We start from the raw sequence: 20,172 nt of genomic DNA on the forward strand, positions 1-20,172 counted from the left end.
GCTACGTAGCGATGTCGCCGAACGGTGGGACGTGGTGCCCCCACCGAGTACATCCCCAGCCGAGGAACTGCGCTGCCGGACCGTAGCGCGGCGTCAGCTCGATCGTCTGGGTGAAGTCGAGGCGTGTGCTCGCGGCGAACGCCGTGGGCACACCGCTGATCGCGCCGGCCGCCAGCCGCATCGCCATACCGTGGCTGACCAGCACCACATCAGTGCCCGCACCCGGCGTCAGGTACCGCGTGCGCAGGTCCTCGAGCGCCGGCAGGAACCGGTCGAGCACGTCGTTGCCCGCTTCGCCGCCGGGAACCGCCAGGTCGAGTTCCCCACTGTGCCACCGTTGATAGGTCTGGTGGAATGCCTGGTGCGCGACGTCGGTGTCGACTCCCTCGAAGTTGCCGGCCTGCACCTCGTGCACACCGTCCAGCACAATCACCGGACCTCCGACGACCGACTCGATCTGCTCGGCGGTCTGGCGGGCCCGCAGCGCGGCCGAGCAGAACAGTCGCGGCGAACCGGCGACGGCGGCTCCGAATCGTGCGGCCTGCGCGGTGCCGCGTTCGGTGAGAGATGGTCCGGGAATACGAGTTTCGAGCCGCTTGCCGACATTGCCGTGCGACTCGCCATGGCGCACCATGACCAGCTTTCCCGTCGAATTCTGTCCACCGTTGTCCATGCCTCCATGTTCCGGCACACGTAGTGCCGACCGGAGCTGTTGGGTCAACCAGGCTGCTCGCCGACGACCAGAGGTAGCGTGGGGTCGGCGGTCCATGCGGTCAGGGATCCGTCGTAGACAGCGACGTCGTCGCGCCCGACCAGTGCCAACGCGTGGGCGACTCCCGTTGCCGCGACGCCTCCGCCGCAGTAGGTCACGGGCGTGATCGCTGGATCGAGCAGACCCGCGGCAGCGAACAAGACCCGCAGTTCCTCGAGGGGGCGTAGTGCGCCGGTCTCCGGGTCGCGGATCTGGTCGATCGGCAGGTTGATGCTTCCAGGGATGTGGCCGGGTCGGGCGAAAACGTCTGTCTCGCCACGATAGGTCGCGGCGTCCAGGACGCCCACGAGCAGGAACTTGTCATCGGCTGTCGCCGCCTCCACCTCGTCGGTGGATCGGATGAGGCCAGGGCGGCGGCGGGCGGTGAAGGTGGCCGGTGTGGGTGTCACCGGGGAGTCCGAAACCTCGGCGCCCGCCGCCCGCCATGCGGGAAGGCCGCCGTCGAGGACCGCGACGTCGTCGAAACCCTCCAAACGCAACTGCCACCAGAAGCGAGTGGCCCAGATTCCGTCGTGCTGGTCGTAGACGACGACGCGTACCCCGTCGCCGATGCCGATCGCGCCTGCGGCCGCGGCGAAGCGCTCCGATTCCGGTGCGGTGCACGGTTGATCGGACGCCGGATCGGCGAAGTCGGTGAGTAGGTCGGCGAACACCGCGCCCGGGACATGGGCTGCCGCGTACGCGGTGCGCCCCGACTCGAGGGTGAATGTCGCGTCGTCGAGCACAGTGAAGTCGGTGCTCGCGTCCACGACCAGCAGGTCGGGCTCGCCCCGATGGTCACGGAGCCAGGAGACGGACACCGTGTCATGGACGGTCTGCCCCATGGGGACCTCCGATTGCACTGGTGGGCACTGGATTCCGAATCTAGCGAGCACCGCCGGGCTCGCACCAGACCACCGATCTGCGTGAGTGAAACCCGTGTCCTCTCGGGCCATCGAGTTGAACTCGTGGATACAGTTGCCTGGTCTTTCGAGATGACATGGATGAACTATCCCGTTACCGTTGAACATCGGGACTGTTCGACGAGACGAGGAGGCTACTTGCCCGGCTCCAGTCGCGCCGGGCCGTGGGCGTGCCCCGGTTCGAGGTCTGCGCCAAGGCCTCTCGGTGGCATCCATCCCATTGCGCGTACGATTACCATCACATTCGGTGTCATGGCAATGCTCGATCTTGTTCGGGTAATAGCGTGTGCGAGTCGATAATTCACGATGTGATCTGCAAGAGATAAGATCATCGTATTCATATGTTGAACATCACTCAGAATTGCGCTGTGTCGCTGGTACTTTGACAACCGGGGGGATTTTCGCGGCCTTCGACGGCATGGTCGTGGAAGCTCGGCTTGCTGCACCAGGGAGACTTCATGACCGATCATCCTGTGTCCCGTTCGGAAGGCCTATCGGCCCCGAGCGTAATGAATGTTATGTCGGAACGTCAGAAGGTGTTGTCGATCAAAACACCCCGAAACTCGGGGTGCGTCGAGCCGGTGCGATGTGGTCACGCGGAATCGACATGGTGTGAACGCCGAGACTCCCGGCTCACCGACAAGGTCGACTATCTGTCCGGCGTCGGTCGCGCCGAGGCCCGCCTCCGTTTCGGCGATGCCGAGACCCTGTGCGGCGGCGTGCAGAACATGCTTTTCGTGCACTGCGGAGTTCTGGACCGGGAGACCATCGTCCGGCGGTCGGAAGTCGTGCTCGATGCCGAATCCGACGAGCCCGACCCGGGATGTCTGTGGCTGGCTCTGCTGGCCCTGGTCTACGCGGACCGATGTGCCGAGGCCGCGGCGTACTGCACCCGGCTGCTGTCCGACGGACGCGGCGAGATCTCGTTCCGCCTCTTCGAAGCGCTGACGCTCATTCGCGCCAGGATCGACGCGCAGTCCGGTCGCCCCGCCGCGGCGATCGCGGCGATGGAACCGCTGCTGCGTCGCGGTGTGTCACCCGCGCTGCGCGGCATGGCGCTGGCCTGGCTCGTCGAGGCGCTGGTTCAGGTCGGCGATCTGAGCAGTGCCCGGTGTCTGTTCGAGGACCGGATGAGCGCGGTGGACGCGATGCCCGACCACGCGCACGTGCTCGCCGCCCGAGGTGCGCTGCATCGCGCCGAAGGCGACCTCGAGCGCAGCCTGGCGGACTACCTGGCCTGCGGAAAGGTGTTGACCGCACTGAATGTGGCCAATCCGGCGATCGTTCCGTGGCGTTCCCGCGCCGCGCTGGTGGCGGCCGCGCTCGGCCGGTGCGATCTCGCGTCGGCACTGGCCGACGACGAGCTGGCCGCAGCCCGGCGCTGGGGTTCACCGGGGGCGGTGGGACGGGCCCTGCACGCGGTCGGTATGGCGCGGCGCGACAGTCGGTCGGTGGGCGCGCTCGAACGTGCCGTAGAGCTGCTCGAACTCGCTGAAGCACGCTACGAGCTGATGGGCGCACTGTGTGATCTGGGGCAGTTGCACGCGGTCGAGGGCGATGTGGAGCGATCGCGGTGGGCTGTCACGGCGGCCACCGAGCTCGCGGCCGCCGCCGGTAGCGGCCCCGTACTGCAGCGCGCGGGCTCGGTCCTCGGCGCCTTGGACACACAGCATCGAGAGACCGGCTTGACCAGACAGGAGCGCAAGATCGCCGGCCTCGCGGTGCGGGGGCTCAGCAACAAGGAAATCGCCGAGCAGTTGTTCCTGACGGTGCGCACCGTCGAGTTCCACCTGTCCAATGTGTACCGGAAACTCGGTATCGCGGGTCGGCGTCAACTGGCCGGGGTAATGAATGCGCGGGAGTGCGCGTGAGGTAGTTTCCGGTAGTCGAATTACTCGGACGGCAGTCGTGTTCCACACGACTGCCGTCTTTTGTGCGTGTGCCATCGGTTCCGAAGGCGTTGCCCTGGTGATGATCCTGTGGTTTCCCCGGGGAGAACCTACGGGTCGACCGTAGAGTCGTTCCGCAGCTCTTGAATCGTCGCCGAATTCTGTGCGAGATTTTCGGTGATCGGTGAGCAGCGTTGTCGCCGAATAATTCTCGAACTTCTTCGATACCGCTTCGGTATTCACGATATTCGGCGAGAGGAATCGACCATGTCTACCAACCCGTCCCGTGAGGAACTCGTCGAGCGGGCCACGAAGCTGGCGCCGCTATTGCGTTCGCGGGCTCGCTGGATCGACGAGAACCGCCGCCTGCCCGACGATGTCATCGACGCGATCGAGGAATCCTCGCTGCTGAACATGCAGGTTCCCGCGCAGTACGGCGGCTACGAATCCAACACCCGGGATTTCGTGGACGTGCTCGCCGAGGTCGCCCGTGGCAACACGTCGGTGGCCTTCTGCCTGTCGATCTACGCCTCGCTCACCTGGATGTCGGCACTGTGGCCCGACGCCGCACTCGACGAGGTCTTCGCGACACCGAACGTGCGGATCTCGGGCACCACCGCGCCCACCGGTACCGCGACGAAAGTCGACGGCGGGTGGGTACTGAACGGCACGTGGCGCTTCAACAGCGGTGTGCTGCACGCACACTGGAAGGTCACCGTGGCGCTGCCGACCGAGCCCGGTGCCGAGCCGGTGCCGATCTTCGCCCTGGTGCCCACGGCTGATCTGCGCATCGTCGACGACTGGTACACCTCCGGGCTGGAAGGCTCCGGCAGCGTCTCGACAATCGCCGAGAACGTGTTCGTGCCCGAGCACCGGGTGATCACCGGCGAGGACTTCTACCAGAATCGGTCCAAGTCGGCGGTGAACGTGCTCAAGCCGCAGTACGCGGCGCCGGTGCTGGTGCCGGTCACCGCGATCCAGACCGGTCAGCTGGTCGGTGCGGCGCGGGCGGCGCTGGCGGCGTTCGTCGAACGGCTGCCCGGTCGGCCCATCACCTACACCGATTACGCCAGCCAGCTCGACGCCCCGGTCACCCATTTGCAGGTCGGCGAGGCGGCCTTGCTGATCGAGGACGCCGAGGCGCGGGCGCGGACCTACGCCGACGTGATCGATGCGAAGGCCGCGGCGAACGAGGCGTGGACCGAACAGGAACGGGTCTGGTCGCGGGTGCAGATCGGCTGGGTGGCCCACCAGGCCAAGCAGGCGGTGGAGATCTTGGCCCAAGCCAGTGGCGGTTCCTCGATCCAGCGCGACGTGCCGATCGCGCGGTTGCAGCGCGATATCCACGCGACCTCGCTGCACGCGATGATCACGCCCAGCGTGAACATCGAGCTGTACGGCCGTTCGCTGGTCGGCCTGCCGCCCAACACCGTCTACCTGTGACCGTGACGAAGCGACAGGGAGCAGCGACCATGCGCAAGGTACTCATCGCCAATCGGGGCGAGATCGCGGTCCGCGTCGTGCGCGCGTGCCGCGACGAAGGATTGGCCGCGGTCGCGGTCTACGCCGAACCCGATCGGGACGCACCCCATGTGCGGCTGGCCGACGAGGCGTACGCGCTGGGCGGGGACACGCCGGCGACGAGCTACCTCGACGCCGCGAAACTGCTGCGCGCGGCAGCCGCCGCCGGTGCGGACGCGGTGCACCCCGGCTACGGATTCCTTTCCGAGGACGCCGATTTCGCGCAAGCGGTGCTCGACGCCGGTCTCACCTGGATCGGCCCGCCGCCCGCGGCGATCCGTGCGCTGGGTGACAAGGTGTCGGCCCGGCGCATCGCCGAGGCGGTCGGCGCGCCGCTCGTGCCGGGCACGCGGGACCCCATCGCCGGCGCTGCCGAGGCGGTCGATTTCGCCGACCGGCACGGACTGCCGATCGCGATCAAAGCCGCCCACGGTGGCGGAGGTCGCGGGTTGCGGGTGGTGCGTGAGCGCGCGGAGATCGCCGAGCTGTTCGACGCGGCGGTGCGCGAGGCCACCGCCGCCTTCGGGCGCGGGGAGTGCTTCGTGGAGCGCTACCTCGAGCAGCCGCGTCACGTGGAAACCCAGTGCCTCGCCGATGTCTTCGGGCATGTGGTGGTGGTGTCGACGAGGGACTGCTCGTTGCAGCGCCGCCACCAGAAGCTGGTGGAGGAGGCGCCCGCACCGTTTCTCACCGACGCCCAACGCGACGAGCTGTACCGGGCGTCGAAGGCGATCCTGTCCCAGGCGGGGTACGTGGGCGCGGGCACCTGCGAATTCCTGATCGGGCGAGACGGGACGCTGTCGTTCCTGGAGGTGAACACCCGGCTGCAGGTCGAACATCCCGTGAGCGAGGAAGTGACCGGGATCGACCTGGTCCGGGAGATGTTCCGGATCGCCCGCGGTGAACCCCTCGGCTACGACGACCCGCCCGCGCGCGGGCACGCGCTGGAATTCCGCATCAACGCCGAGGACCCGGGGCGTGGCTTCCTGCCTGCGCCGGGCACGGTGACGAAGTTCGCCACGCCCTCGGGTCCGGGGGTGCGGGTCGACACCGGCGTGGAGCAGGGATCGGTGATCGGCCCGGCCTGGGACTCGTTGCTGGCCAAAGTGATCGTCACCGGCGCCGACCGCAATCAAGCGCTGGCGCGGTCGCGCCGGGTGCTCGCCGAGCTCACCGTGGACGGCGTCGCGACGACGCTGCCGTTCCACCGCGCGGTGCTCGACGACCCGGCCTTCACCGGCGTGCCGTTCACGGTGCACACCCGCTGGATCGAGACCGACTTCGACAATCGCATCGCCGCGCAGGACATCACGGCGGAGACGACAGTCGAACCCCAGCGGGAGACGGTGGTCGTGGAGATCAGCGGCCGCCGGGTCGAGGTCTCGCTGCCTGCCCCCGACCGCATCGGCATCGCGGCGCCACGCCGCAGCGCTCGCACCGCACGCGGTGGACGCGGCGCCTCCGCCTCCGACGCGCTGGTCGCGCCGATGCAGGGCACCGTCGTGAAAATCGCTGTGACAGAAGGGCAATGGGTCGATTCCGGCGACCTCGTCGCCGTTCTCGAGGCCATGAAGATGGAACAGCCGCTCACCGCGCACCGGGCGGGCATCGTGCGCGAATTGACCGCCACCGTCGGCACGACGGTGAGCTCCGGCACCACAGTGTGCCGCCTCGACGACTCCGGAAGTCATGCGGCATGAACGGAATTCAGGAGGTAACCATGGACGCTGCCGTCATCGTGGCAGGCGCGGGACCGACCGGGCTGACACTGGCCGGGGAACTGCGGCTGGCGGGCGTCGACGTGATCGTCGTCGACCGGCTGCCCGCCCGCACCGGGGAATCGCGTGGCATCGGGTTGACCCTGCGCACCACCGAAGTGCTCGACCAGCGCGGACTGCTCGGCCGCTTCGGCGCGGTGGAGACCGGTTCGGCGGGGCATTTCGGCGGGATTCCGCTCGACCTCACAGTCCTCGGCGCACCGCTGGAAGCGCCACGCGTGGTGCCCCAGTCGACGACCGAAGCGGTGTTGGAGGGTTGGGCGCGTGAGCTGGGTGCCGACATCTGGCGCGGACACGAAGTCGTCGGGCTCGACAGCGACGCCGACGGCGTCACCGTGCACTTCGCGGAGCACGCGCCGTTGCGCGCCGGCTATCTCGTCGGCGCCGACGGTGGCCGCAGTGTGGTGCGCAAGGCCGCCGGGTTCGACTTCCCCGGCACCCCGGCCACCACCGAACTGCTGCTCGCCGATGTCCGCGGGGTGGAGATCGCGCCGCGGATGATCGGCCAGCAGGTATCCGGCGGCATGGTGATGAGCGCCCCGCTGCCCGGGGGCGCCTATCGGATCATCGTCGGCGAACGCGGCGCCGCACCCCGGCGTCGCACCGGCCCACCGGATTTCGCCGAGGTCGCCGACGTCTGGAAGCGGCTGACCGATGTCGACATCTCGCACGCGGAACCGGTCTGGGTGAGCGCCTTCGGTGACGCCGCGCGTCTGGTCACCGAGTACCGGCGGGGGCGGGTGCTGCTCGCGGGCGACGCGGCGCACGTCCATCTGCCCGCGGGCGGGCAGGGCATGAACACCGGCATCCAGGACGCGGTGAACCTCGGCTGGAAGCTCGCCGCGGTGAGCCGCGGCAGGGCACCGGCCACCCTGCTCGACACCTACCACGGGGAACGTCACCCGGTCGGGCAGCGGCTGCTGGCCAACACCAAGGCGCAGAGCCTGTTCATCCTCGGTGGCGAGGAGGTCGGGCCACTGCGTGAGGTGCTGCGCGAACTCGTCGCCTATCCGGAGGTGGAACGGCACCTCGCGGCCAGGGTCACCGGACTCGACATCCGCTACGACGTGGGCGGCGGGTCCCACCCGCTGCTGGGCGCCCGGCTGCCACGGCGCCGGCTCGCGCGCGGCGCGCACGCCACCGACACCGCCGCCCTGCTGCGGCCGGGCCGGGGCGTTCTGCTCGACCTCACCGACAACCCGGCGCTGCGCCACCGGGCCCAGCCGTGGACCGACCGCATCGACGTGGTCACCGCGACCGCCACCGAACCGATCGACGCCGACGCGCGCACCACCGCGCTGCTGGTACGGCCCGACGGCCATGTGGCCTGGGTCGCCCCCGGTACGCACAACGACCTGCCGACCGTCCTGGACCGCTGGTTCGGGCCGGCCCGATGAACATCCGAGAGAAGGGGAAGTCAATGTTCAGCACACTGATCGTGGCCCGCATGGACCTCGCGTCCGCGGGCGATGTCGCCGGACTGTTCCGGGAATTCGACACCACCGAGCTGCCGCACCGGATGGGCACGCGCCGCCGCCAGCTCTTCCACTACCGCGGCCTGTACTTCCATCTGCAGGACTTCGACGAGGACAACGGCGGCGAACGGATCGAGGACGCCAAGACCGACGACCGCTTCGTGCGGATCAGTCAGGATCTCAAGCCGTTCATCGAGGCCTACGACCCGAAGACCTGGCGCTCACCCGCGGACGCGATGGCGCACCGCTTCTACGACTGGAACGCGCGATGAGCGCGCCCGAACGTCGCGTGGTGATCACCGGCGTCGGGGTCTGCGCCCCCGGCGGGGTGGGAACGAAGAGCTTCTGGGACCTGATCTCCAACGGCCGCACCGCGACCGGACGGATCTCGCTGTTCGATCCGGCGCCGTTCCGGTCCCAGGTGGCCGCCGAGATCGACTTCGACCCCGAATTACACGGCCTGACCCCGCAGGAGATCCGGCGGATGGACCGGGCGGCGCAGCTGGCGGTGGTCAGTGCCCGCGAGGCGGTCGCCGACAGCGGGCTCGAGTTCGACGATATCGACCCGTTCCGGACCGGTGTCACCATCGGCAGCGCGGTGGGCGCCACGATGGGCCTCGATGAGGAGTACCGCACCGTCAGTGATGGTGGGCGGCTGGAACTGGTCGATCACAACTACGCGGTGCCGCACCTCTACAACTACTTCGTCCCGAGTTCGTTCGCGACCGAAGTGGCCTGGGCGGTCGGCGCGCAGGGGCCGTCGACCGTGGTGTCCACCGGGTGCACTTCCGGTCTGGACGCGGTCGGCTACGCCGCGGAAGTGCTGCGCGAAGGCGGCGCGGACGTGATGATCGCGGGCGCTACCGATGCCCCGATCAGCCCGATCACGGTGGCCTGCTTCGACGCGATCAAGGCGACCACCCCGCGCAACGACGATCCCGCGCACGCCTCGCGGCCCTTCGACGCCAGCCGCAACGGCTTCGTCCTCGGCGAGGGCGCGGCGGTGTTCGTGCTCGAGGAACTGGAGAGCGCGCGCAAACGCGGCGCGACGATCTACGCCGAGCTGGCCGGACACGCCACCCGTTCCAATGCCTTCCACATGACCGGCTTGCGCCCGGACGGCAAGGAGATGGCCGAGGCGATCCGCACCGCACTCGGCCAGGCGCGGATCGACGGCACCGAGATCGATTACATCAACGCGCACGGTTCCGGCACCAAACAGAACGACCGGCACGAGACCGCCGCGGTCAAGCGCGTTCTCGGCGATCACGCGTACCGCACGCCGATGAGCTCGATCAAGTCGATGGTCGGGCATTCGCTCGGCGCGATCGGGTCGATCGAGATCGCGGCGTCGGTGCTGGCGTTGGTCAACAACGTGGTGCCGCCCACGGCGAACCTGCACAATCCCGACCCCGAATGCGATCTGGACTACGTGCCGTTGACCGCGCGCGACCACAAGGTCGACGTGGTGCTGTCGGTGGGCAGCGGGTTCGGTGGGTTCCAGAGCGCGGTCGTGCTCGCTGATCCTTTCCGGAGCCGACGATGACCGCCGCGGTGGTGACCGGGCTCGGCGTCGCCGCGCCGACCGGTCTCGGGCTGGAAGAGTACTGGCGCACCACGCTGGCCGGGCGCACCGGGATCCGCCGGGTCACCCGGTTCGACCCCGCGTCCTACCCCGCGCAACTAGCCGGGGAGATCACCGGATTCGAGGCCGAGGAGCACCTGCCGGGCAGGCTGTTGCCGCAGACCGACCGGATGACGCGGCTGGCTCTGGTGAGCGCGGACTGGGCCTTCGCCGACGCCGGCGTGCGACCCGACGAGCTGCCCGATTACGCCGCGGGCGTGATCACCGCCAGCAGTTCGGGTGGCTTCGAGTTCGGGCAGAACGAACTGCGCGCACTGTGGAGCAAGGGCGGCGAGTACGTGAGCGCCTATCAGTCCTTCGCCTGGTTCTACGCGGTCAACAGCGGACAGATCTCCATCCGCAACGGGCTGCGCGGGCCGAGCAGCGTGGTGGTCAGCGACCAGGCCGGTGGGCTGGACGCGGTGGCCCAGGCGCGCAGGCAGATTCGGCGCGGGACCACGCTGGTGGTGACCGGCGCGATCGACGCCTCGATCTGCCCGTGGGGCTGGGTGGCACAGCTGGCGGGCGGCGGACTGAGCACCGTCACCGACCCGAACCGCGCCTACCTGCCGTTCGACGCGCAGGCCGGCGGCTACGTCCCGGGCGAGGGTGGCGCGCTGCTGGTCCTCGAGGACGCCGAGCACGCCAGACAACGCGATGCGCCCCAGATCTACGGCGAGATCGCCGGGCACGCGGCCACCGTCGACCCGCGCCCCGACGGTCCGGGCGAGCCGGGGCTGCGCAGGGCGATCGAACTCGCCCTCGGCGACGCGGGGGTGACTCCCGCCGAGATCGACGTCGTCTTCGCCGATGCCGCAGGCATCGGCGAACTCGACCGGATCGAGGTCGACGCCCTGGTCGCGGTGTTCGGTGCGCGTGGCGTGCCGGTGACAGCACCGAAAACCATGACCGGACGGCTCTATTCGGGCGCGGCACCGCTGGATCTGGCCGCCGCCTTCCTGTCCATCCGCGACGGGGTGATCCCGCCGACCATCGGCACCGATCTCGCCGCGGACTACCAGCTCGACCTGGTCACCGAGGTCAGGCCCGCACCCGTGCGGACCGCGCTCGTGCTCGCCCGCGGTGCGGGTGGGTTCAACTCCGCCATGGTCGTTCGCGGCCCCGAACACCTTCGCCCCTGAGGAAAGGAAAGCCCGTGTCGACATCGTTCACACTCGACGATCTGCGCCGCATCCTACGAGAAGGCAGCGGCGACAGCCCCGGCCTCGACGGCGAATTCGCCGATATCGAGTTCGAAGACCTCGGCTACGAGTCGCTGGCGCTGCTCGAGACCACCGGCCGGATCAAACGCGAATTCGGCGTCACCCTCGACGACGACGCCGTCGTCGCCGTGACCACGCCGCGCGCGCTGGTCGACCTGGTCAACGAACAGCTGCTCGAAGCGCCCCAGCCCAGCTGAGCGCGACACCGATTGCCCGACAGGAGAACAGATATGACCAACGACGACAAGGTGGCTCTGGTCACCGGCGCCACCAGCGGCATCGGCCTCGCCTCGGTCCGTCAACTGGCGGGGCAGGGACACCGGGTGTTCCTGTGCGCACGCAACAAGGAAGCCGTCGCCGACACCGTCGCGCAATTGCGGGGCGAGGGCTTCGACGTGGACGGCACGACCGCTGATGTCCGTGCGGCCGAGGATATCTCGGCGTTCGTACGGGCGGCGGTCGACCGGTTCGGCCCGGTGGACGTGCTGGTCAACAACGCGGGCCGCTCCGGCGGCGGCGTCACCGCCGACCTCACCGAGGAACTGTGGTCCGACGTGATCGCGACCAACCTCAACAGCGTGTTCCTGGCCAGCCGCGAGGTACTCACCACCGGCGGCATGCGAGAAAAACAGCGCGGCCGCATCATCAACATCGCCTCGACGGCGGGCAAGCAGGGCGTGGTGCTCGGGGCGCCGTACTCGGCGTCCAAGCACGGCGTCGTCGGGTTCACCAAGGCGCTCGGCAACGAGCTGGCCCCGACCGGGATCACGGTCAATGCCGTGTGCCCCGGCTACGTGGAAACGCCGATGGCACAACGGGTTCGGTCCGGCTACGCCGCGGCCTACGACACCACCGAGGACGCGATCCTCACCAAGTTCCAGGCCAAGATCCCGCTCGGCCGCTACTCCACCCCCGAAGAGGTGGCCGGCCTGGTCGGCTACCTGGCGTCCGATCTGGCCGCCTCCATCACCGCGCAGGCGCTCAACGTCTGCGGCGGACTCGGCAACTTCTGATTCCGGCCGACGAGCACCAGGAGACTTCCATGACGACGCAGACCAACCGCGAGGTCGAGCACACGATCACCGTGGCGGCCCCGCCGACCGAGGTGTACCGCCTTCTCGCCGAGGTGGAGAACTGGCCCCGGCTGTTCCCACCCTCGGTGTATGTGACCCGCCTCGAACACGAGGGCAACGAGGAACGCATCCAGATCTGGGCCACCGCCAACGGTGAACCCAAGACCTGGATCTCGCGCCGCGTGCTCGATCCCGAGCAACTGCGGATCACCTTCTGGCAGGAGGTGTCCGCGCCCCCGGTGGCCCAGATGAGCGGCACCTGGATCATCGAACCGCGCGAGGACGGCGGGACCGAGCTGCGGCTGCTGCACTCCTACCGAGCCATCGACGACGATCCGGACGGGCTGGCGTGGATCGAGAAGGCGGTCGACGACAACAGCCGTGCGGAACTGCCCGGTCTCAAGGCCGCGGTGGAGTCGGTGGTGCGCACCGCCGATCTGACCCTGTCGTTCGTCGACTCAGTCGAGATCGCCGGTGCGGCAAGTGATGTCTACGACTTCGTCAACGAGGCGAACCTGTGGACCGAGCGTCTCCCGCACGTGGCCTCGGTGCAGCTCACCGAGAACACCCCCGGTGTGCAGGTGCTGCGCATGGACACCCTGACCAAGGACGGATCGAGTCACACCACCGAGTCGGTCCGGGTCTGCTTCCCGCAGCACCGGATCGCCTACAAGCAGACCACCCTGCCCGCCCTGATGGCCCTGCACACCGGCTACTGGGAGTTCCGGACCAACCCCGACGGCACGACCACCGCGTCCTCGCAGCACACGGTGATCATCGAGGCGACACAGATCACCGAGATCCTCGGCCCCGACGCCGGGGTGCCAGAGGCGCGGACCTTTCTGCGCGAGGCGCTCGGGGGCAACAGCCGGGCCACGCTGAACCACGCCAAGAACTATGCCGAAGCTCGTCGATGACACCGACGTCCTGATCGTCGGCGCGGGGCCGGTCGGGTTGCTGCTCGCGGGCGATCTGGCCGGCGCGGGCGTCCGCGTGACGGTGGTGGAACAGCGGATCACCCCCACCACCGAATCGCGGGCCTCCACCCTGCACGCCCGCACCATGGACGTGCTCGCCGAGCGGGGCGTGCTCGATCGGCTCGGGCCGCTGCCCGACGGCGGGCCGGGACACTTCGGCGGACTGCGCCTGGATCTGACCGAAGCCGATCCGGCCCACCGGTTCTCGGGCCAGCGGAAGTGCCCGCAGGTCCGGCTGGAAGCGGTGCTGGGGGAACGAGCACTCGAGGCGGGCGCGGTGCTCCGGCGTGGGCACCGAGTCACCACCGTGACCGCGCGGGCGGGCGCTGTGCTGATCGACACCGTCACCCCGGACGGTGAACGGCACACCCACCGGGGCGCCTACCTCGTCGGTTGCGATGGGGAACGCGGCACCGTGCGCGAGCTGGCCGGATTCGAGCTGGCGGGTCTCGAGGCCGGGCGGGAGATGCTGCGAGCCGACGTGGCCGGAATAGATATCCCGGCCCGTCGATTCGAACGGCTCCCGCACGGGCTGGCGGTGTCCTCGCGCTGGCCCGACGGCAGCACCAGGGTGATGGTGCACGTCTACGGCGCCGCACCCCGCGCCGGGGGCGGGGAGCCGGAGTTCGCCGAGATCGCCGACGCCTGGGAACGGGTGACCGGCGAGTCGATCGGACACGGAACACCGTTGTGGCGCAACGCGTTCGACGACACCAGCCGGCAGGTCACCCGGTACCGGCGCGGCCGGGTCCTGCTCGCCGGTGACGCGGCCCATCGGCAGATGCCGGTGGGCGGCCAAGCCCTCAATCTCGGCTTGCAGGACGCGGCCGACCTGTCGAGCCGGTTGATCGCCGCGATCACCGGCACCGCAGGCGAGGCCGAACTCGACGGCTATCACCGCACCCGCCACGCCGTCGGCGCGCGCACCCTGACCAATATCCGCGCCCAGACCTTGCTGCTGCTGGGCGGACCGGAAGTCGAACCCGCCAGGCAGCTGTTCGCCGAGCTCTTGCGGCTCGGCGATGTCCGATCCCATCTCGCCCGCATGATCAGCGGCCTGCCCGGTCCCGGCGACCCGGCGCCCGCACCACTCGATTCCAAGGAGATATCGATGAGCCTGACGAACAAGACCGCCCTGGTCACCGGATCCAGCCGCGGCATCGGCCGCGCGACCGCCCGCCAGCTCGCCGCCAAGGGCGCGCTCGTGGCCGTGCACTACGCGGACAACGAGGCCGCGGCCCGCGAGACCGTCGAGGTCATCGAGAACGACGGCGGCCGTGCGTTTCCCGTGCGGGCCGAGCTCGGCACGACAGGCGGCGTACACGAGTTGTTCCTCGGTCTCGAACAGGGACTCAAGGAACGGACAGGGCAGACCACACTCGACATCCTGGTCAACAACGCCGGTGTCACCACCCCGGCCGGCGTCGCCCCCGAGGACGTGACACCCGAGGACTTCGACCGGCTGTTCGCGGTCAATGTGCGCGCGCCGTTCTTCATCGTGCAGCGCGCTCTCGGCCTGCTGCCCGAAGGCGGGCGCATCATCAACATCTCCTCCGGACTCACCCGATTCGCCAGCCCCGACCAGGTGGCCTACTCGATGACCAAGGGTGCGGTGGAACAGATCACGCTGCACTTCGCCCGACACCTGGCACCACGCGGGATCACCGTCAACAGCGTCGCGCCCGGCATCACCAACAACGGCAGCGCCGTGTTCGACATCCCGGAGGCAGTCGAGCAGATGGCGCAGTTCTCGGCGTTCAAACGCGTCGGCGAGGCGGTCGACGTCGCCGATGTCGTCACCTTCCTCGCCACCGACGAAGCCCGCTGGATCACCGGCGCGTTCATCGACGCCACCGGCGGGACGCTACTCGGCTGACAGCACGGCCGCCGCCGACCACATCAGGAGATCCGATGACGACAGTGCAAGAACCCACCGGGTACACCCAACGGCTCGACGAACTCGACGCGCTCAAGCGCGCCGCACGTCTGGGCCCCGACCCGGCGGCCACCGAACGCCAGCACGCCAAGGGCAAACTCACCGCCCGCGAACGCATCGACCTGCTCCTCGACCCCGGTTCGTTCGTCGAGGTGGAGCCGCTGCGCAGACACCGGGCCACCGGCTTCGGACTGGAGGCGCGCAGACCCCACACCGACGGCGTGATCACCGGGTGGGGAACCGTGGATACGCGCACGGTCTTCGTCTACGCCAGCGACTTCCGGATCTTCGGCGGCGCACTCGGCGAGGCACACGCCCAGAAGATCCACAAGATCATGGACATGGCCGTCACGGCGGGCGCTCCGCTGGTCTCGCTCAACGACGGTGCGGGCGCCCGCATCCAGGAGGGCGTGACGGCGCTGGCGGGCTACGGCGGGATCTTCCGCCGCAACACCAGGGCCTCGGGAGTCATCCCGCAGATCAGCGTGATGCTCGGGCCGTGCGCCGGCGGGGCGGCGTACTCGCCCGCGCTCACCGACTTCGTCTTCGTGGTGCGCGATATCGCGCAGATGTTCATCACCGGCCCCGATGTGGTGCGCACCGTGACCGGCGAGGTGGTGACCCACGACGAACTCGGCGGCGCCGACATCCACGCCTCGATCTCGGGGGTGGCCCATTTCGTCTACGACGACGAACAATCGTGCCTGTCCGATGTTCGCGCGCTGCTGTCGATGCTGCCCGCCAACAATCGGGAGCTGCCGCCGGTGGCGTTCACCGCCGACCCCGCCGACCGGCAGACCACCGCCTTGACCGACCTGGTGCCGCTGGACGGCAACCGCCCCTACGACATTCGCGAGGTGCTGGCCGAAATCGTCGACGACGGAGACTATTTCGAAGTACAGGCCACCTGGGCGACCAACCTGGTGTGCGCGCTGGCCCGGCTCGACGGCCACGTGGTCGGGGTGGTGGCCAGCCAACCGATGAGCCTGGCCGGGGTGCTCGACATCGACGCGAGTGAGAAGGGCGCGCGGTTCGTCCAGTTCTGCGACGCGTTCAACATTCCGTTGCTGACCCTGGTCGACGTGCCGGGGTTCCTGCCCGGCGTCGACCAGGAACACGCGGGCATCATCCGTCGCGGGGCCAAACTGCTCTACGCCTATTGCAACGCGACGGTGCCGCGAATCTCGTTGGTACTGCGCAAGTCCTACGGCGGCGCCTACATCGTGATGGACTCGCTGTCGATCGGCACCGATCTCGCGCTGGCTTGGCCGACCAACGAGATCGCCGTCATGGGCGCCGAGGCCGCGGCCGACGTGGTGTTCCGGCGCGAGATCGCCGCGTCGGAGGATCCCGCGGCCACCAGGGACCGCAAGATCGCCGAGTACCGCGAGGAACTCGTGCATCCCTACTACGCGGCCGAGCGCGGACTCATCGACGACGTGATCGATCCGCGCGACACCCGTGGCGTGCTGATCCGCGCCTTCGCCATGCTGGCGGGCAAGGACACCGATCTGCCCCGCCGCAAGCACGGGAATCCGCCGCAATGAGCGTCGAGGACCCGGTGCCCTTCCTTCGCGTCGAGAAGGGCAGCGCCGACCCGGACGAACTCGGCGCGTTGCTCGTGCTGCTGCTCGCCCGGCGACGGGCCGCCGCCGTGGCGCCGACCCCGACCAGGCCCGTCGCTCGCTGGCGGCGTCTGGAACGCCGACCCGCCTTCACCGACCCCCGCGCGTGGACCGGATCCACCCGCTGACGAACGGAGCCACCATGGACGTCGGACTGCTCTTCGACCTGCGCAACCCCGCACAGTGGCAGCGCCCGTGGGCCGACCACTACGCCCGCACCCTCGAGTTCTGTGAGGAGGCCGACCTGCGCGGCGCGGGCGGAGTCTGGTTCACCGAGCACCACCTGTTCGAGGACGGCTATCTCCCGCAGCCGCTCACCTTCGCCGCCGCGGCGGCCGCCAGAACCAAGCGGGTGCGCATCGGCACCGCCGTGGTGCTGCCGGCCCTGCGCAAGCCGGCCCAGCTCGCCGAGGAGGCGGCACTGGTCGATCTGATCAGTGGCGGCCGTCTCGAACTCGGTCTCGGCGCCGGCTACCGCCTGCCCGAATACCAGCTCTTCGACACCGATTTCAGCCGCCGGTTCGCTCGTACCGGCGACAACATCGCCGAGATCCAGCGGTTGTGGGCCACCGGCGGGATCACGCCGGGGCCGATCCAGGATCCCGTGCCGCTGTGGGGCGGGTTCTACGGTCCGCGCGGCGCCCGCCTCGCCGGGCGCCTCGGCATCGGATTCCTGCACATCTCGCACCAGCTGTTCCCGCTGTACCGCGAGGGACTCATCGAAGGTGGTCACGATCCCGAGTCCGCGCGGGTCTCGGATCTGCTGCCGATCCTGCTGGCCGATGACCCCGAGGCCGCCTGGGCTCGGGTCGCACCGCACCTCGCGCACCAGATGAACTCCTACCGGCAGCTGTCGGTGGAGGGCACCGACGCGCCGGTGCCGCCCGCCCTCGAACTCGATCAGCTGCGCCAACGCCCCGAGGACGGATCCTTCGGTCTGCTCGAGATCCTCACCCCCGAACAGGCTGCCGTGCGGATCCACGAACGGGTGGCCGGTCTGCCGGTGCGGCACCTGATCTTCTGGGCCAGCATCGCCGGCATGCCCGACGACCTGGTCACCCGCCACATCGAGCTGGTGAGTGAACAGCTGCCACCGTTGCTGGACAAGCAGTTCCAGGTGAGCACCGGCGGCCCGATCTCGGCGCGCAACGGCCATGGCTGACGTGCGACCAGCGGCGCCGACCTGGGATCGGCGCCGCTGGATACTGCTGCTGGTGCTGTCGGGCAATATGATTCTCGACGCCATCGAAGGCTCCATCCTGGTGCCCGCACTCGGTGTGCTCACCACCGAACTGAACCGGTCGATCGGGCAAACCCAGTGGCTGCTCAGCGGTTTCGCGGCGGGGTTCGCCGCGCTGCTCCTCGCCGGGCCCGCGCTGGCCGCCCGGTTCGGGCGCAGGCAGGTCTATCTCGTCGCCATGGCGCTGTTCGCCGTCGCCTCGGTGATCGGCGGGCTCACCGACGACCTGGCCCTGCTCGTCGCGACCCGCGTGGTGAAGGGCGCCGCCGCCGCGCTGACCGCACCCGCCGGGCTGGCGGTGATCGCCGCGGAGTTCCCGGCCGGTGCCCAGCAGCGCTGCGCGATCTCGGTGTACGCGGTCTTCGGCGCGGCCGGATTCACCACCGGTCTACTGCTGTCGGGTTGGCTCACCGCGCTGAACTGGCACCTGCTGTTCGTGTTCCCCGCGCCGATCGCGCTCGCCCTGCTCGTCGCCGCGTGGCGGGTTATCCCCGACCCGCCGGTCGCCACACCGCCGCGGCTGTCGAAACCGTTGTTGCGCAATGGTTCGCTGGCACGATCCGGCCTCGGCGCGGGAGCGCTCAACGGCGGTTACCTCGCACTGCTGGTGGTGATCGCGGTGCAGCTGCACGAGTCGCTCGGTTGGGTGCCGTGGCAGATCGCCGTCGGACTGCTACCCGCGAGTCTGCCGCTGGCACTGTCGGTTCCGTTCGCGGGACGGTTCGTGGAGCGGTACGGCACCGCGCGCCTGATCCTCGCCGGCGCGGTGGCGACGCTGGCCGGGCACCTGCTGCTGTTCGCCCGACCCGAGATCCACGACTACGTGACCGACGCGCTGCCGGTGCTGCTGCTGATCGAAGCCGGGTTCGTCCTCTCGTTCGCCGCGCTGAACATGCAGTCGACCGCCACCGTGCCCGCCGAACTCCGCCCGATCGCGGTGCCGCTGTATCAAACCGGTGTCCAGTTCGGCGCGGCGTTCGTGCTGCCGATCACTGTCGGAGTGGCGGTGGCCTTCGATGCCTATCGTCCCGCGGCGGCGGTGATCGCGGTCGCCGGGCTGCTCGCGGTCCTCGCCGCGAGCAGCGAACTTCGCGCCTCCGCGGCATCCGCACCGGCGAAAGTCGTTCCATGACAACCACAGTCACATCCAGGAGGTCCCAGTCATGACCGTCGATGTCTTCATCCGAGAACAGCCCGACCAGCTGGCGACGGGCCCGAGGACCCTGGCACTGTTCCCCGGGCAGGGCTCCCAGCGGCCCGGCATGGCCGCGTGGATCACCGACTACCCGGTGGCCGAGGAGGTCTTCCGCCGCGCCGACGACATTCTCGGTATCCCGCTGACCCAGCTGTGCGTCGACGGCACCGCTGAGCAGTTGCGGGCCACCGATGTGGCCCAGCCCGCGATCGTCGCCACCAGCCTGGCCCTCAGCGCGGTCCGGACACAGCGGGGACTGCCGCCCGCGGCGGTCGCCGGTCACAGCCTGGGGGAGTTCACCGCCCTGGCCGTCGCTGGAGTGTTCGACGAGGACACCGTCCTGCAACTGGTGCGCCGCCGCGGCGAGCTCATGGCCGAGGTCTCCCGCCGCTACGACGGCGCGATGAGCGCCGTCATCGGCCTACCCGCCGAGCAGGTCGACGCGCTGTGCGCCCGCGTCACCTCGGGCGTTGTCGGTGTGGCCAACTACAACCAGCCGACCCAGACCGTGGTCTCCGGCGCCGCCTCCGCCGTAGCCGACCTCGAGGACCTGGCCCGGTCCGCCGGCGCGGCGAAAGTGGTGCGGCTCAAGGTCGCCGGAGCCTTCCATTCGCCCCTGATGGCCGACATCGCCGCCGAATTCGGCGCCGAACTCGACCGCTACACCCTCCGGCCGCCGCTCGTTCCGGTGCTCAGCGCGGTGACGGCCGACTACGTCACCGACCCCACCGAGATCCGCGCACTGCTGCGCGGCCAACTGCTGGCCCCGGTCCGCTGGGTGGAGACCGTCCGACGGGCCGCGAGCGACGGCTACGACGAACTGGTCGAGCTGGGACCGGGGCAGGTACTGACCGGATTCTCCCGCCGCATCGCGCCCGACGTCAGCTCGACGGCGATTTCCACACCCGAACAGCAGAGCTAGCCGATTACCCACCAGACGTC

At 69.3% G+C, this 20,172-nt stretch carries 18 protein-coding genes; 16 read left to right on the plus strand and 2 right to left on the minus strand.

Going from position 1 to position 20,172, the window contains the following annotated elements:
• Position 1: 1 nt before the first annotated feature.
• Together ACWFRF_RS20290 and ACWFRF_RS20295 are read right to left on the minus strand one after the other, a co-directional pair.
• Complete coding sequence (locus tag ACWFRF_RS20290; protein WP_452451563.1) at positions 2 to 673, minus strand: histidine phosphatase family protein; 672 nt, start codon at positions 671 to 673, stop codon at positions 2 to 4.
• 44 nt (positions 674 to 717) lie between these two features.
• Positions 718 to 1,596, minus strand: coding sequence for a sulfurtransferase (locus ACWFRF_RS20295; protein WP_452451565.1), 879 nt, complete (start codon positions 1,594 to 1,596; stop codon positions 718 to 720).
• Positions 1,597 to 2,192: 596 nt separating this feature from the next.
• Here ACWFRF_RS20295 and ACWFRF_RS20300 point away from each other — a divergent pair.
• The 16 genes from ACWFRF_RS20300 to fabD all read left to right on the plus strand — a co-directional run bounded on the left by ACWFRF_RS20300 (position 2,193) and on the right by fabD (position 20,152).
• Positions 2,193 to 3,545, plus strand: a complete 1,353-nt coding sequence (locus ACWFRF_RS20300) for a LuxR C-terminal-related transcriptional regulator (RefSeq protein ID WP_452451566.1) — start codon at positions 2,193 to 2,195, stop codon at positions 3,543 to 3,545.
• 285 nt (positions 3,546 to 3,830) lie between these two features.
• A complete protein-coding gene (locus ACWFRF_RS20305; protein ID WP_378994815.1) occupies positions 3,831 to 5,006 on the plus strand; it encodes an acyl-CoA dehydrogenase family protein in 1,176 nt (391 codons plus the stop codon).
• A 29-nt stretch (positions 5,007 to 5,035) separates the two neighbouring features.
• Positions 5,036 to 6,784: an acetyl/propionyl/methylcrotonyl-CoA carboxylase subunit alpha gene (locus ACWFRF_RS20310; protein ID WP_452451792.1), complete on the plus strand. Its 1,749-nt coding sequence runs from the start codon at positions 5,036 to 5,038 to the stop codon at positions 6,782 to 6,784.
• Positions 6,785 to 6,804: 20 nt separating this feature from the next.
• Complete coding sequence (locus tag ACWFRF_RS20315) at positions 6,805 to 8,259, plus strand: FAD-dependent monooxygenase (protein WP_452451568.1); 1,455 nt, start codon at positions 6,805 to 6,807, stop codon at positions 8,257 to 8,259.
• A gap of 23 nt (positions 8,260 to 8,282) precedes the next feature.
• Positions 8,283 to 8,609 (plus strand): TcmI family type II polyketide cyclase, encoded by a 327-nt coding sequence (locus tag ACWFRF_RS20320; protein WP_067445797.1) that lies wholly within the window; start codon positions 8,283 to 8,285, stop codon positions 8,607 to 8,609.
• Positions 8,606 to 9,883 (plus strand): beta-ketoacyl-[acyl-carrier-protein] synthase family protein, encoded by a 1,278-nt coding sequence (locus ACWFRF_RS20325; RefSeq protein ID WP_396891842.1) that lies wholly within the window; start codon positions 8,606 to 8,608, stop codon positions 9,881 to 9,883. Before ACWFRF_RS20320 ends, ACWFRF_RS20325 begins: the two co-directional genes overlap by 4 nt.
• Positions 9,880 to 11,103 (plus strand): ketosynthase chain-length factor, encoded by a 1,224-nt coding sequence (locus ACWFRF_RS20330; RefSeq protein ID WP_452451570.1) that lies wholly within the window; start codon positions 9,880 to 9,882, stop codon positions 11,101 to 11,103. The genes ACWFRF_RS20325 and ACWFRF_RS20330 overlap by 4 nt, the downstream gene beginning before the upstream one ends.
• Positions 11,104 to 11,117: 14 nt before the next feature.
• Complete coding sequence (locus ACWFRF_RS20335) at positions 11,118 to 11,381, plus strand: acyl carrier protein (RefSeq protein ID WP_056819520.1); 264 nt, start codon at positions 11,118 to 11,120, stop codon at positions 11,379 to 11,381.
• A 33-nt stretch (positions 11,382 to 11,414) separates the two neighbouring features.
• Positions 11,415 to 12,197: a 3-oxoacyl-ACP reductase FabG gene (gene fabG, locus ACWFRF_RS20340; protein WP_449987116.1), complete on the plus strand. Its 783-nt coding sequence runs from the start codon at positions 11,415 to 11,417 to the stop codon at positions 12,195 to 12,197.
• 29 nt (positions 12,198 to 12,226) lie between these two features.
• Entirely contained in the window at positions 12,227 to 13,174 is a 948-nt protein-coding gene (locus ACWFRF_RS20345; RefSeq protein ID WP_452451572.1) for an aromatase/cyclase, read from the plus strand.
• Positions 13,155 to 15,110 (plus strand): SDR family oxidoreductase, encoded by a 1,956-nt coding sequence (locus ACWFRF_RS20350; protein ID WP_452451574.1) that lies wholly within the window; start codon positions 13,155 to 13,157, stop codon positions 15,108 to 15,110. Before ACWFRF_RS20345 ends, ACWFRF_RS20350 begins: the two co-directional genes overlap by 20 nt.
• A 35-nt stretch (positions 15,111 to 15,145) precedes the next feature.
• Positions 15,146 to 16,717: an acyl-CoA carboxylase subunit beta gene (locus tag ACWFRF_RS20355; protein WP_452451576.1), complete on the plus strand. Its 1,572-nt coding sequence runs from the start codon at positions 15,146 to 15,148 to the stop codon at positions 16,715 to 16,717.
• Entirely contained in the window at positions 16,714 to 16,923 is a 210-nt protein-coding gene (locus tag ACWFRF_RS20360) for an acyl-CoA carboxylase epsilon subunit (RefSeq protein ID WP_396952750.1), read from the plus strand. The genes ACWFRF_RS20355 and ACWFRF_RS20360 overlap by 4 nt, the downstream gene beginning before the upstream one ends.
• Positions 16,924 to 16,937: 14 nt before the next feature.
• Positions 16,938 to 17,957 carry an LLM class flavin-dependent oxidoreductase gene (locus ACWFRF_RS20365; RefSeq protein WP_387445118.1) on the plus strand — a complete coding sequence of 340 codons (1,020 nt, stop codon included), beginning with the start codon at positions 16,938 to 16,940 and terminating at the stop codon, positions 17,955 to 17,957.
• Positions 17,950 to 19,167 carry an MFS transporter gene (locus ACWFRF_RS20370; protein ID WP_452451579.1) on the plus strand — a complete coding sequence of 406 codons (1,218 nt, stop codon included), beginning with the start codon at positions 17,950 to 17,952 and terminating at the stop codon, positions 19,165 to 19,167. Before ACWFRF_RS20365 ends, ACWFRF_RS20370 begins: the two co-directional genes overlap by 8 nt.
• A gap of 31 nt (positions 19,168 to 19,198) precedes the next feature.
• Complete coding sequence (gene fabD, locus ACWFRF_RS20375) at positions 19,199 to 20,152, plus strand: ACP S-malonyltransferase (protein ID WP_452451581.1); 954 nt, start codon at positions 19,199 to 19,201, stop codon at positions 20,150 to 20,152.
• Positions 20,153 to 20,172 lie beyond the last annotated feature (20 nt).

Source organism: Nocardia sp. NPDC055165 (assembly GCF_053606985.1).

Bases quoted from the DNA above. Each gene is read 5' to 3' on its own strand.
- ACWFRF_RS20290 (WP_452451563.1), bottom strand. From the start codon at position 673: ATGGACAACGGTGGACAGAATTCGACGGGAAAGCTGGTCATGGTGCGC.
- ACWFRF_RS20295 (WP_452451565.1), bottom strand. From the start codon at position 1,596: ATGGGGCAGACCGTCCATGACACGGTGTCCGTCTCCTGGCTCCGTGAC.
- ACWFRF_RS20300 (WP_452451566.1), top strand. From the start codon at position 2,193: ATGTCGGAACGTCAGAAGGTGTTGTCGATCAAAACACCCCGAAACTCG.
- ACWFRF_RS20305 (WP_378994815.1), top strand. From the start codon at position 3,831: ATGTCTACCAACCCGTCCCGTGAGGAACTCGTCGAGCGGGCCACGAAG.
- ACWFRF_RS20310 (WP_452451792.1), top strand. From the start codon at position 5,036: ATGCGCAAGGTACTCATCGCCAATCGGGGCGAGATCGCGGTCCGCGTC.
- ACWFRF_RS20315 (WP_452451568.1), top strand. From the start codon at position 6,805: ATGGACGCTGCCGTCATCGTGGCAGGCGCGGGACCGACCGGGCTGACA.
- ACWFRF_RS20320 (WP_067445797.1), top strand. From the start codon at position 8,283: ATGTTCAGCACACTGATCGTGGCCCGCATGGACCTCGCGTCCGCGGGC.
- ACWFRF_RS20325 (WP_396891842.1), top strand. From the start codon at position 8,606: ATGAGCGCGCCCGAACGTCGCGTGGTGATCACCGGCGTCGGGGTCTGC.
- ACWFRF_RS20330 (WP_452451570.1), top strand. From the start codon at position 9,880: ATGACCGCCGCGGTGGTGACCGGGCTCGGCGTCGCCGCGCCGACCGGT.
- fabG (WP_449987116.1), top strand. From the start codon at position 11,415: ATGACCAACGACGACAAGGTGGCTCTGGTCACCGGCGCCACCAGCGGC.
- ACWFRF_RS20345 (WP_452451572.1), top strand. From the start codon at position 12,227: ATGACGACGCAGACCAACCGCGAGGTCGAGCACACGATCACCGTGGCG.
- ACWFRF_RS20350 (WP_452451574.1), top strand. From the start codon at position 13,155: ATGCCGAAGCTCGTCGATGACACCGACGTCCTGATCGTCGGCGCGGGG.
- ACWFRF_RS20355 (WP_452451576.1), top strand. From the start codon at position 15,146: ATGACGACAGTGCAAGAACCCACCGGGTACACCCAACGGCTCGACGAA.
- ACWFRF_RS20360 (WP_396952750.1), top strand. From the start codon at position 16,714: ATGAGCGTCGAGGACCCGGTGCCCTTCCTTCGCGTCGAGAAGGGCAGC.
- ACWFRF_RS20365 (WP_387445118.1), top strand. From the start codon at position 16,938: ATGGACGTCGGACTGCTCTTCGACCTGCGCAACCCCGCACAGTGGCAG.
- ACWFRF_RS20370 (WP_452451579.1), top strand. From the start codon at position 17,950: ATGGCTGACGTGCGACCAGCGGCGCCGACCTGGGATCGGCGCCGCTGG.
- fabD (WP_452451581.1), top strand. From the start codon at position 19,199: ATGACCGTCGATGTCTTCATCCGAGAACAGCCCGACCAGCTGGCGACG.